A 14223-nucleotide genomic window follows, 5' to 3' on the forward strand; every position below is an offset into this window, starting at 1 on the left:
CCTTAGCGTTTTAAGGTGAAATGACTCTTTACGTCAAACGCTCTTTGACCTTTCACCACCTTTGCAACAAACCAGTAATCGGTGGCCGGCATATTTTCTCCATTATAGGTGCCATCCCAACCTGGAGAATCGTGGGTCAAAGCAGTTAATAATTTTCCGTATCTATCAAAAATATAAATGATGGTACCCACAAGTTGGTCAACACCTGCAATATGCCAGGTGTCATTGTCCCCATCATTGTTGGGAGTAAAATAAAGTGGATAATCAATGACAACAATTTCTTTGATAGCTGAGGCACATCCATTAAAGTCAATCACTTCTATGGTATGAACGCCCCAAGACACATTATAAAACACGTTTGATTCCTGTGGTGTCCCCCCATCAATGGCGTATAAATATTCGCCAATACCATTCACCGTTACCGTGACATTATTCGGATCTGCAAAGTCTACAGACTCGGTGAATTCTATGGTGGCAGTTTCTGATTCAATGACTTCAAATGATGTGGTTGTGGAGCAACCATCAATAGTTGTAACCGTAACAGAATAGGTTCCTGGATAGATTATTTGAGTTTGAGGAGTGGTTTGACTATTGGACCAAATATAGGTGTCGGTGTCGAAACCAGTTTCTGCCGAGACTACCAAGTTTTCAGCATTTAAACATATGGTTGAATCTGGGATTTCAACCAATGGAATTCGATGGACAAAAAGCTGAAAGGTCGTGATGCTGAAACAGCTTGTTTCATTATTCTCCACCCGTATAAAAATGGTTTGTCCGTCAAAGGCATTGTAATTCAAATCCAAAATTTCATTATTTTCATTAATGGCATTTTGAAGTGTTTCATAATAACCAGTGGTATAATTCTGTGGATTCAAACTTCCTATGACCTGACTGGTTTGCTGAGATAGGTCGAAAGTTAACAGGCCATCAAAATCATCATCACATGACTCTAGGTTATTTGGTTGATTGATATTAGGGTTTGGATAGGTAACCAAGTTGAATGAGTAAACTGTATAGCACCCAGTTTCCAAATTTTCAATTCTAATGAAAATTGTATCGCTATTGGATATGATTGTGTAACTGGTGTCTAATGGATTGATATTGGCATCTGCATCCGATCCATTTGTATAATATGTAATACTCAACCCAGTGGGGTCGTCAACAATAATAGTGTTGATGATGTTCAGGTCAAAACCAGAACTGTTACCTTGGCATAAAGGATATTCTTCAAACTCGTTTATTTCAGGAGGAAGGTTTAAATTGATATTTATGGGCACTACAGCATAGCAATTGGAAACCGTATTATTTATTTTGACGTAAACTGTTTGTGGGTTGGTAATGTTGGTATAGCTTTCTGGGTTTGGAATACTAATGATGTCATTTTCGACATCTTCCATCGTTTCATGATATGAGATGACAATGTCATCTTGCCTGACATCCAAGATTTCCAATTCGGCAAGTGTTAGGTCATGAGTGGCATAACCATCATCATCACAAAACTCAATATCCGAAGGAAAATTTACCTCAGGTGCAGGAATTACATTGATATCAAAACTAGTAATAGCATTACAAAAAGTACCATTAGCTATTCTCACAAAAATTTCTTGTGGATTAGCTGTGTTGGTGAAATCTAAATTGGTTATAGGAGCAAAATTATTGGTTGCGTCATAACCTGAAAAGTGAAAACTAATTTCAAGATTATCATTAATTCCTTGAGAGATTTCATCTATTTTGGTGTTGAGGTCCACCTCAATTACACCATCATTAGACATGTCATCACATAAAAATAAATCTAACGGTTCATTGTATTCTGGTAGTGCACCTACATTCAAAAGGAAGGAGGAGACTCCAAAACACTCTTGATCGGATAAATTTTCAACCCGACAGTAAATAATTTGGGGATTAACTGTATTTTGGTAAGCACTATATTTATCAAGGATATTGGTTCTGTTTATAGCGTCATTTTCAGTCTCAAAATAAAGCACTTGTTTATCGGTTTGCCCATTCAAAATTTCCTCATCCTTTTCATATAAATGAAAATCTCCAAAGTTATTGGAATCTGCCTGACAATTGATGAAGTCTGTAATGCCACCTTCAGGAAAAACGGGTAGCGTATTGATGTAAGCATAAAATGAGACAAAAGTATAACAGCCCGTGTCGTCATTTTCTATTTTAACATGAAGTTGTTGAGTCGCTGTAGTGACATTGGTTGGATCTGGAACGGGATTTATATTTGCAACAGCGTCTTCAAAATCGGTGAAAAAAGTAAAGGTTAATCCAGTGGTGTCATCGATAATTTCTGGGATTTTAGTTTCTAAATTAACCGTAAAATAACCATCGCCATCATCGTCACATTCTATAATGTCACTAGGAACATTGACATCAGGAACACCAATAATTTCGATTTCAATGGGTAAAATATCATAGCAGTTGGTAGAAAGGTCAATAACTTTAGCCCAGATGATTTGTGGGTTGGCTACATTATAGAAAATAGGCGGAAGCAAATTTTCAACATTGGTGGCATCTTCTTCGGTTAAAAAGAATTGTACGGCAGATTGACTAATGTCTCCCACAATATCAGGTATAAGACTTTGTAGGTCAATTGATGTGTATCCATCATTTATATAATCATCACAATATTGAAGGGGCTCCATTTCATCCAATTCAATGGGAGGGCTAAGAAAAACATTTACAGAAATCAGTCGTTCACAGTCTTCTCCTGAAATGGTTAGATATAAAATAGTTGGGCTTTCTGTAACTGTATATGGTACGTTCTGAGGAATCGCATTAATTTCATCAACCTGATCTTCAAATGTTTCGAAATAGGTCACATCAAATGATTCGGTAAACTCTCCTATTAGTTGTTCTGTAATTTCAGTTAAGTCTATATCTTGCGTGCCGTCGTTACTGCTATCATCACAAAAATAAAAAGAGGAAGTAGAAAATTCAGTTTCAATAAGATCTACATAAAGTGTCACTGGAACTATGGTAAGACACCCTGTTTCATCATCAACAACCCTTATATATATTGTTTGTAGTTCTTCGACCACATTTTCATAATTCGATTCGTTGGCGATCGGATTACTTCCAGTTTCGGCATCTTCGTAGGTTTCATAAAAACTTATTGAGACTCCAGTCATTCCTTCCAAAACATCATCAATGATAGAGGTTAGGTCAAAGACATCAAAGCCATTTTGATCTTCCTCACAGGCATTAATCCAAAAGGGCTCTGAGGTGTCCACGTCCGGATTTGGGATTACCGTAATGTATATGGTCGTTGTTACAAAACATCCTGTTTCAGCATCATAAATTCTAATGTAAAGTGTGTTTTCGGGATTGGTATTTACATAAGAAAAAATAGGATTATTCCCAAGAGTGGCATCTTCTTGATTGTAGTGGTAGCTGATGTAGATATCAGGATTTCCTTGAGAGATTTCATCGGAAATAGGTCCTAGATCTATCTCTGCGAAGCCATTAGATTCTGGCCCAGAGCAGACCGTTACGGGCTCAGGTTCTGAATATTCAGGTAGCTGGTTGACAATAAGGTCAAAACTGGAATAGGCCAGGCAACCGTTTTCTGTATCTTGAATTCGTATGTATATCGTTTGGGGATTACTTGTATTTTGGTAAGGGGACGATAAGGGATTACTTCCACTCTGAGCTTCTTCCATACTTAAATGGTAGCTTATATTGTAACTAGAAGGAGGCACAGAACTTAGAACTTCACTGTTCTTTATGTTCAGGTCAAACAATTCCAGACCATCTTGGGATGGATCGTCACATAATGAATAATTGGAAATCGGCTCAGAGGTTTGCTCTGAGTTAAGAATAATTTCCGCTTGGTCTTCTATGGTACAACTCGTATTGCTTATTTGAAAGGAAATTTCAACTTTGTAAATACCCGACTGTGTCACTGTCAAGGTTTCATTTGTTTCTCCACTTATTGGTACACCATTTAAAAACCACTGATAATTAGCATTTGGATTTTCTATATCAGCATTTAGAACATAGGATTCTCCACAGGTGTTAATATCAGGTCCTAAATCTACTGTTGGATTAAAACTGTTTCCTTCAATAAATACAGCAGAATCGTAGTTTTTGTCAGTTTGATCAGCAATAACCATTTTAATATGGTATTGAACGTTTGGTTCTATAGATGCGGTAGCAGTCATGACCACTGTTCTTCCATTGAAATTGGTATCTCCCATATTAAACCCCGCAAAATATTCAATGTTCTCGTCAGGGCAAAACTCGACTATCTCTGGGTGAATTGTGTTGGTGTTAACAGGAATGGATGTGTCTGGAATTACGGCAATATTTGTATAAGGATCAGTAGTTCCCGCTTCTTTGATTAGAAGTGCAAAACCGTCGGAATAGTTGCAAGGGAAATTGGAGTAATATTCTTCGGAAGCTAGAATATATCTAAATTGGATGACATTAGCTAAGGTGGCAAAATCAAACTCAATTGAAGTCGCATTCAAGGTGTTATCGATACCTAATGCGTTTTCCAAATCGGGGTCTGTGCCCCATGAATCATCACCTTCGTTTAGGTGGGTGCCAATCAACGTGTTTCCAGCCGATTGAATGGTTCCTGTTGATAATATAATTCCATCTTGAAAAGGAAAGTTTGAAGTGGCCTTTTCAAAATATCCGTAAGAATTTATGTTGATGTTTTGCCCATTGACATCACTTGAAATATTAGAAATCTCAACGCAACCTTGGCCCAAATTCTGTTGAATTAAGGTTTCTAAAGTGGCCGTTGAAGTCGCGATTTGCTGAGCATGTATGTTAAAAAATATACCTAGCAAAACAACTAAAAAACAAATAGATGGTTTGCTCATTTTATTGTAGCAATTTTAATTTTTTTGAAAATGAGAAATTTAAATGTAACAAAAAAATCCCCGATTAGGGGGATTTGTAGATTATATTTGATAAAAAGTGATTTTTCTTTGCTAAGTCATTATCTTTTTAGGGTAAAATGATTCCTTACTTCAAACTGTTTTTCTCCTTTTTTCACTTGAGCTAAGAACCAATAATCATCAGAAGGCATGTTGTGACCATTGTAGGTTCCATCCCAACCTTTTGAATTGGAATTCATGGTTTGTAAAAGTTTTCCGTAGCGATCAAAAATATAAACCATAGTGCCTTCAAGCTGCTCTATTCCGGCTATTTGCCATAAGTCATTGTCGCCATCGTTATTTGGAGTAAAGAAGGTGGGCGCATTGATTACCATGATTTCTTTGAAAGCGGAGGCACATCCATTTAAGTCTATAATTTCGATGGTGTGAAGACCCCATGAAACGTGGTAGAACACATTAGATTCCTGAGGCGTACCACCATCTAAAGTGTATAAATAATTTCCAATTCCGCTAATTGTAACCGTAATATTACTCGGGTTAGAAAAGTCTATGGTTTCTGTGAAATCAATGCTGGCCTGTTCTGATTCCATTACCTGGAAGGTTGTCGTTGTAGAACACCCATTTTCAGTAGTAACCGTAACAGAATATTCGCCAATTTGGTTTATTTGAATTTCTGGTCCTATTTGATTGGTAGACCATAAGTAACTATCATTGTTATAACCGGTAAAAGCTGAAACTACTAAAGGCTCTTCACTATTCAAACAGATGGTCTGGTCAGGGATATCAACCAAAGGAATTCTATTGACAATGCAGTTAAAACTAGTGATACTAAAGCAGCCTGTTAGATTATTTGTTACTCTAGTAAATATGGTTTGTCCATCAAAAGCTAAATAATTTAAATTTGAAATAGGATTGTCTCCAGCTGCAGCTTCTTGAAGAATTTCATAATACGTAATTGTAAAATCTTCGCTTCCTTGATTTCCTAATATAGTATTGTTTTGTTGGCTTAAATCAAAAACCAGCATACCATCAGAATCATCATCACAACTTACCAAATCATTTGGTTGATTAGCATTCGGTAGGGGATTGACGTTTAGGTTGAACGAACCAATAGAGTAACATCCTGAAATACTACTTATAGCTCTTACATAAATAACAGAATTGTTGGATGTGTAGCTAAACGTATCTCCTATCGGATTCGCATCGGCCTCTGCATCTGCTTGAGATGTGTAAAAAATAAAAGTTACGTTTTCTGGGTCTTCCACTAAAGAATCAAAAGCGTTGGGTAAATAGTAACTTGTTGTAGAATTGTGACATATTTCTTCTGTGAAAGTGTTAATTACAGGAGGAGCATCCACAATAAGGTTAACAGGAACAGTTACAAAACAAGAGGTAGTAGGGTTTGTTACCCTGATATAAATAGTTTGTGGATTTGATAGGTTCTCATAGTTTTCTGGATCTTGAATAGAATTAATGTTTGCTTCTAAGTCTTCTTCACTTTCATGATAAGAAATAATCAAATCATCCTGTCTTACCTCTAAAATTTCTTCCAAGGTCACAGATAAATCAAAAATACTTGTTCCATCGTGGTCTATATCACAAACCACAAAATCAGATGGCATGTTAACTTCTGGAGCTTGAATAACATTCAATCCAAATTCAGCAATACCATAACAGTAACTTCCATTTTCAATTTTCACATAAACTTGCTGTGGATTCTGAATATTGGAATAGTCTAATGGTAGTTCATTCTCTGAATTTTCGGCATCTTCAAGCGAATCGTAAAAGGTTATTGTTAAGTCGTCTGAAATTCCCGTCGAAACTTCATTGATGACTTCTTGCAAATCAAATACTTCAGAACCATCATTTGTATAATCATCACACAAATATTTGTCTTCAGGTAAGTTGAAAAGTGGTATTGAGCCCACCTCTATAGTAAATGAGGATACGCCAAAACAACCTTGGTCGGTTATATTTTCAACACGAACCCAAATGGTTTGAGGATTAGATAGATTGCTGTATGCAGTATTCTTGTCAATTGCATTTTGTCGGTTTAGAGCATCAATTTCACTTTCAAAATAATATGCAATTTTACCAATCTGTCCATTAAGAATCTCACTGTCCTTGTTTACAAAATAAAAGTCAGCGGTTTGATTACCATCAGATTCACAGTTTTGATAATTTGAAATGGCAGGGAATTGTGGTTGCGTATTTACTATAACATCAAAGATAGCTAGGGTATGACAACCAGTTTCAAGACTTTCAACCCGCGTGTAAATGGTTTGGGTATTGGAATTGAAATTGGATGGATTAATAATAGCATTGGTATTTGAATTGGCATTACCTTGAGACGTGTGAAATGAAATGGACACGTCACTATCATCTCCAACTATTTCAGATATTTTGCTTTCTAGGTTAACTTGATAATATCCGTCATAATCATCATCACAAATGATTATGTCACTGGGTTGATTTATACTCGGAGCAGCTAGAACGGTAATTTCAAGTGGTTGTACATCATAGCATTTGGAAGTTGTGTTAGTGACTCTTACAAATACATTGACAGGGTTTGTAGTATTGGTATAATTGAAAGGAAGTTGATTTTCATTGTTTTCGGCGTCTAACTCAGTTAAAAAGTATCTGACCTGGGCATTTGGTATGCCTTGATTAATGAATCCATTAAAATCCGATAGGTGAATAGAGGTAAATCCATCTTCATTATTGTCACAATAAGTAACTGGTTCTAAAGGTTCCAAAAAGACACCGGGTGCAACAATTAAATTTAAATCTGTGTAGTATAGACAATCGTCTTTTTGAAAAGTGACATATAAAGTATGCGGGCTATCATCTACCATATAAGGAACTGATTGATTTATTGCATTTTCAAAGTTGTTTTGATCGCTTTGTGTTTCGTAATATGTTACCGTTATGCCTTCCATTCCATTGATCATGCTAATTGCGATTTCTTGTAGGTCAAAATCTTCAATTCCATCATTTGATGCGTCGTCACATGCAAATTGATTGGTAACATTTGATCCTTCATTTAAGGCATTGGCCATAATATTAATAGGAGCGTAAGAGGCACAACCGGTTTCTGGATTTACAACACGAATATATACCATTTGAGAATCAGCAACTGTATTATCATATGATTCTGGGTTGTCTATGGGGTTGTTCCCTGTTTGGGCATCCTCCATAGTTTCATGGTAACTAACTGTCATACCAGATAAACCGGCCAATACATTATCCAAAACAGATGTTAAGTCAAATGTTTCAAAACCATCTCCGTCTTGTTCACAAGCGTTTATTGTTTGGGTTTGGTTGTTAATTCCAGGAGCATCTAGTATATTAATAATAAAGCTGCTGGCAGTGTAGCACCCTGTCTCTGAATCTTCAACTCTTACAAAAATTTGTTCAGATGTGTTAGTATTGACATAGGGAAGTGGAATAGGGTTTGCGCCACTTTCTGCTTCATTCTGCGTTGTATGATACGTAACTATATAGTTTTCATTTCCTTCACTTATGGCCTCCGTAGTTTCTGCAAAGTCTATTTCTGCAAAACCATCCACACTACCATTGTCGCAAATATCAATCTCCTCTGGTGTGTTGATTTCTGGAATGTCATTTACTATTAAATTGAAACTAGCATAAGAAACACAACCATTATCTAAATCTTGAATTCTTACAAAAATTGGTTGTGGGTTTGAGGTATTAGTGATTGGAGCTGTTATGGCATTTGAATTATTTTGGGCATTTGATTGGGAGGAAAAATAGGTAATTTGGAAATTGGTTCCAGAAACAACATCTAGAACTTCATCGTCCATATTTGATAAATCAAAACTTGCCGTATTGTTATTTCCAGAATCACATAATATATAATCTGGAATACCTTCAGCCGTTTGTGCCGAATTTAAAATAACTTCAATGGTGTCTTGAATTTCACAAGAGGTGTTATTAATAGGCATGGATATGCTTACAGTATAGCTTCCCGAGTTGACTGCAGTTATCTGGGGACTTGTTTCAGAAGGGAGTAGCTGACCATTATAATACCAGCTATAAAGAGCTAAATCATTGTCTGTTTCAGCATTTAGATCGGTGCTATTGGCACAGGTTGTAATATCTTCACCCAAATCAACACTGGCATTAAAACTATTAGCTTGAATGAAAACTGCCGAATCATAATTTTCATCAGATTGATCTGCAATAACCAATTTAATGTGATACTGTACGTTAGGTTGAATGGAGGCACTTGCAGTCATAACAACGGTTCGTCCATTAAAGTTGGTGTCACCAAAATTATATCCATCAAAATATGCTTCATTTTCGGCCTGACAAAACCCTACAATTTCTTCATGAATTGTACTAGTATTCACTGGGATATCGGTTCCTGGAATTAATGCAATATTAGTATAGGGTTGTGATGATCCAGCTTCCTTGATTAGAAAGGCAAAACCATCGGAATATTCGCAAGGGTAGTTAGCGTAGTACTCCTCAGAAGCCAAGATGTAATTGAATTGTACTAAGTTAGAAACCGAAACAAAATCAAATTCTACAGAAGTAGCATTAAAGGTATTGTTAATTCCCAAGGCATTTTCCAGATCAGAGTCTGGACCCCATTCAGGTTCCCCTTCATTCAAAGTATTGCCATTGGCAACATTTCCCGAGGATGTGATAGAGCCAGTAGAAAGAATCAAACCGTTTTGAAAAGGGAAATTTGAACTAGCTTGTTCAAAATAACCATAACTATCGATACCCATAGGAGCACCATTAGCATTTGATTGGACGTTAGAAATTTCTACACAACCTTGTACCAAGTATTCTTCAACTAAGGTTTGAATACTAATATTAGAATTGGTTGAAATTTGTTGGGATTGGGCACTAAAAGCCAGTATACCAACCAATACCATAAGTAGGTAGCACTTTTTCATTAGTTCAGTTGTTTATGATTGGTCTTGCGACCAAGATTTGGGATTAATCAGGTACAAATATAGATAAAAATAGATTAAATGCAAAAAAATACGACGAAATGCATTTTTTTATACGATTATCTAGTCAAATAAACCCAACCTGTTAGGATGTCATAGGCCGGGTCATTAAGGTTTAAAATATAAAAATAGGTGCCTGTTGGAAGCGGTTTGTGAAGGTTATTGAGGCCTTTGTTTGCCTCTCCAAACCACTTGGTCTGGTTATTGCCTTCAAAAATCAACGTGCCATATCTGTTGTAAATCAGCAGGTTATGGTTTTCAAAGATGTCGTAGAGACCTTGGATGTTGAACCAGTCATTAAACCCATCCCCATTAGGTGTAAAGACTTCAGGAATATAGGGTGGACAGTTTTCCGTAGTTAAATCGAAGGTGTAAATATTGAAGCAAGAGTCGGTCGGAATTTTAACAAAAATAGTTTCTGGATCCACACTATTTTGATAATTTTCTGGGTCAATAATCTCAAAATCACCTAAAAACAGGTCATCTAATGATGTGAAAAAATCAGATTCTGAATAATTAGGGAGATCTTGAATATGCTCTACTAAATTGAAAAAGGCCTTATTAAAACCTAAATCACATCCCTTCATGGGGGCTAGTTCAAGAATTTCAAAAGGAGAAATTTCTAGACCAATCAAATCGAAATTATTGGTTTCGTTGAGTTCTGTAACTATTCCGGTTCCATCGCCAATATCATCGGCCATCACAGTGATGGTGACATAATTTTCGAAGTTTGAGGGCAAATCAATCAGTAACTCAAAATATTCTGATTCACCAATTTCAATGTCATCATTTGTATACACCGTATCTAAAAGAGTGTTGTCAGCATAAATAGATACTGGGGTGTTTGCTGGCAAATAATCGGTGGCATTGAAATTATTTATATAGAAGTTCAGGGCTATCTGCTGGTTGCCGCAAAGAACTTGAGCCTCTGTTATATCTGTTGTGGCATCCGGAAGTTGACTATTTAAGACAGTAATTATGTTATTCAATATGATGAGGTCTGCAGCAAAGTTGCCATTTTCATTGTAATCACCGGTGGTAAGTGTTATTTCTACGGTAGTATCCCCGATATTGATATAATTTTGAATGTTATAAAAATCGATATCACAATTATAAAGTTCGGAAGAATTGGTGAACGAATTAGTGCCATTAAAAGCATTATTACTTGGGTTTAATGGAGGATTGGACAAGAGGTTGCCATTTAGGAAAAGTGATTCTCCGTAATTTAGTGCGGTGTCTCCTTCCCAAGCTAAGAAACCAATTTTAGCTCCTTCGTTGTCTAAAATGTTAACATCTTCGAGGTAAATAGTTTTTTCTTGCACATTCCTATTAATTATTTCCAAACCTTGAAAAAGATTTATTTGGTTTAAAGGAAGTGTTTCATCTTCAAAGACAACATATATAGACCATCCTGCAAAATTGGTTCTATTAGCACAATACCCAGGATTAGATTCTAGCACTTCAGAAAGATCTAAATTGGATAATGTGTAATCTATATTTCCGTTCTCAAGTATAAATTCCGTTATATCTGCAAAACAAGAAAAATAGGTCAAGGTACCATTGATAGCATCTTCATAATCCACGGTATATGTTTCTGTAGCAGTAAAATCTGTATCATTCAAGGTGATATCCAAATCCCCAGATCCAGATCCCGCCCAATATAAATAAGCAGCGACTATATTAGAGTTATCATCTAAGTTTAAATTAGCGCTTGCTTGTGGTAGTATTTCGCAAAAGGAATTCCCATTGTTTTCAGCTTCGTTTAATGTGTTTCCAATTGCCAAATAATCATAATGACCATTGAATTGTTGGAAAAGGGAAATTTCCTGACAGTAAATCAAGTTTGTTAAAAGGAAGAAGCTTATTGTTTTAAGCCACGGAAATTTCATGAGAAAAGTTTCAAATAAATGTACTAAAGATTTTTCATTTATCTTTTAAGAGTAAAGTGGCTTTTAAAAATACGTCCATCCTGTAGGGTAATGAAGAACCAGTAATCATCTGTTGGTAGAGGTTCCCCGTTCAGGGTACCATCCCATCCCATTCCCAGAGGATCAATTTTTGTAATTAGTTTTCCGTATCTGTTGAAAATGAGTATTTCGGTATTGGGTTGGGTAAATTGAGTAATCCCAATAATCTGCCAAAAATCATTTTGACCATCATTGTTTGGTGTAAAATATTTTGGGAAGCCAATGACCGAGACCATATCTTCAACCACCCCGCAATCATTTTTCACATCCCTTACGGCGACTGTGTAAATACCCGGAGGAATGTTTTGAAATGTCGTTTGTGGTTGGAAATCGGCAAATAGCCCATTCTGATTGAAAAGAGCAAATTCATATGTACCCTCTCCCGAAACAACAATTGAAATGGTATTGTTTTCTGAAGCATCAGTAACATGTAAGGCTTCGATAGTTGCTATATTGGAGGGCGATACAACTATGGTCCTACTCTTGCTGCAACCCCAAACATTGGTAGCTGTAACCGTGTAGGCTCCCACGGTGTTTACCTCGATATCTGGTGTTGTTTCCCCAGTAGACCATTCAAAGGTGTTATTGGTGCTTCCATCAAAAATGCCGGCATTCAGTGTAATGGACTCCGGTGAATCATTCAGGCAATAGAAAACCTCACCATCACTTTGCAGGTTAGGAAGTTCGTGCACCCTTAAGGTCACTTCGGCAATCCCGTAGCATGCATTATTGTTTTCTGCGCGTGCATAAATAACCTGAAAGTAGGGAATTGAATTGGTGTATGAGGCTTCCAGGGCATTTTCTTCTAAAAGGGCATCATCATATGAGCTGTAGAAAGAAATAGGGAAACTGATGTTGTTGTTATTCTGTATTTGTAATGCCACCTCGTTTAAATCAAATGTATTGATACCGTCTTCAGAGTTGGGCTCATCACAAACACCGGGGACTTCATAGTCTGAAATTTGGGTGGTGCTAACTTCAAGGCTTACCTGTGAAATGCTGTAACATCCTGACGAGGGGTCAAATACCCTGGCAAAAATAATTTGAGGGTTAGTTGTATTCGAATAGTTGTAATCCAAAGGTTGCAGATTGTCTTGAGCTTCCTCAAAAGATTCAAAATAGGCAATAGAAACTTGGTCAGGAGTGTTTGAAACTAGGCTATTAGCTTCATTCAAATTGAACAGGGTGATTCCGTCAGGGCTAAAGTCTTGGTCACACTGCAAAAGAGTGGTGTCAAAGGCTTCTGGAGCTGGCAATACAGTTAAGTTAAGGGTGGTAGTACTAAAACAATCGGGGAATTGTGAATCTTCTATTCTAACATAAATGATTTGGTCATTGGGAGATGTATTTGTAAAATCGTTTGGCAATGGATTGGTATTGTTTTGAGCATGGTCTAATGATTCATGAAAGGAAATATTTAAGGAATCATTTTCACTATTGCCTTGTATTTCTTCTATCGTAGTGGTAAGATCAAAACTTGTAAATCCATTTAGATTGTCTCCATCAGAAAAATCATCACAAGACGTGAGGTTTGTTGGGGTGACAAAACTAGGACCAGAAGTTACGGTTAATACAAATGGAATGACTTCAAAGCAACCTGTTAGAGTATTTTCCATTCTTGCAAAGACCTCTTGAGGGTTAGAAGTGTTGTTGTAGATTCCAGAAATGGCATTTTCATCGATGTTGGCATCACTTTCTGATTCATAGTAGGAGACGATTACATTAGTTTGACTACCAATAATTCCTGGAGTGTTTGAATCTAAATTGAACCCAGTAACTTCATCATCATATGGAGCCAAAGTATCACAGTTTTCCAAGTTTAAACCTTCTAAAGAGCCAGTTTCATTTGTTGGTGGGCTTGAAAATTGAGCAGTTCCGGTCCATTCCAATGTGAACGGGCTATTGCCAATGGGCCTATCTATAACAATGAAATAAGAATCTCCTGCTTCAACATCTAACCATCTTACAAAACTGTTGCCATTGGAGCCTGGACCTTCAGAAGTATCTGTTTCTGTACTATTCATACCGGTTAAGTTATTATTTTGACCGGCAGCTTGCGGGTTAGTAGTGGAGCATCTAATAGCTTGAGGGAGGTTGTTGCAATCAGCATTTGGTCCAAAAACAAAAAAATCATAGTCTTCTTGGATTGAAAAACTTTGAGGTGTCAGATTAAAACCAAGGGTTCCCGAAGTAATCGGGGTTACTTTTAACCAAACACTATTGTTTTCCTGGCTAGAACAACTATTTAAACCAGAAAGTTCTTGTATTCCGATGCCTGAGACATCCAAGTTTAATTCTGAATTACCACAAACTACTATGGCATTGGTACAGTCGGTTGGAGCTTGAGAAAATAAGTTGGTGATCGGGAGCAATAGCATACAAATTGCTATCAATGTTAGTTTTTTCAAAGAA

4 protein-coding genes are annotated in these 14223 nt (G+C 36.7%); all 4 read right to left on the reverse strand.

Annotated elements, in window-relative coordinates; all coding sequences use genetic code 11:
- Positions 1–2: 2 nt before the first annotated feature.
- Complete coding sequence (locus tag ZA07_RS10245) at positions 3–4841, reverse strand: T9SS type B sorting domain-containing protein (protein WP_053971589.1); 4839 nt, start codon at positions 4839–4841, stop codon at positions 3–5.
- Positions 4842–4960: 119 nt separating this feature from the next.
- Positions 4961–9787, reverse strand: coding sequence for a T9SS type B sorting domain-containing protein (locus ZA07_RS10250; protein ID WP_197276723.1), 4827 nt, complete (start codon positions 9785–9787; stop codon positions 4961–4963).
- Between the two features lie 116 nt (positions 9788–9903).
- Entirely contained in the window at positions 9904–11733 is a 1830-nt protein-coding gene (locus ZA07_RS10255; RefSeq protein WP_053971590.1) for a gliding motility-associated C-terminal domain-containing protein, read from the reverse strand.
- 38 nt (positions 11734–11771) lie between these two features.
- Entirely contained in the window at positions 11772–14219 is a 2448-nt protein-coding gene (locus tag ZA07_RS10260; RefSeq protein ID WP_157492112.1) for a T9SS type B sorting domain-containing protein, read from the reverse strand.
- Between the last annotated feature and the right edge of the window lie 4 nt (positions 14220–14223).

It is taken from the genome of Mangrovimonas sp. ST2L15, from assembly GCF_001280515.1.
Classification (GTDB): domain Bacteria; phylum Bacteroidota; class Bacteroidia; order Flavobacteriales; family Flavobacteriaceae; genus Mangrovimonas; species Mangrovimonas futianensis.

Coding starts and splice junctions, on each gene's coding strand:
- ZA07_RS10245 (WP_053971589.1), bottom strand. CDS start 4,841: ATGAGCAAACCATCTATTTGTTTTTTAGTTGTTTTGCTAGGTATATTT.
- ZA07_RS10250 (WP_197276723.1), bottom strand. CDS start 9,787: ATGAAAAAGTGCTACCTACTTATGGTATTGGTTGGTATACTGGCTTTT.
- ZA07_RS10255 (WP_053971590.1), bottom strand. CDS start 11,733: ATGAAATTTCCGTGGCTTAAAACAATAAGCTTCTTCCTTTTAACAAAC.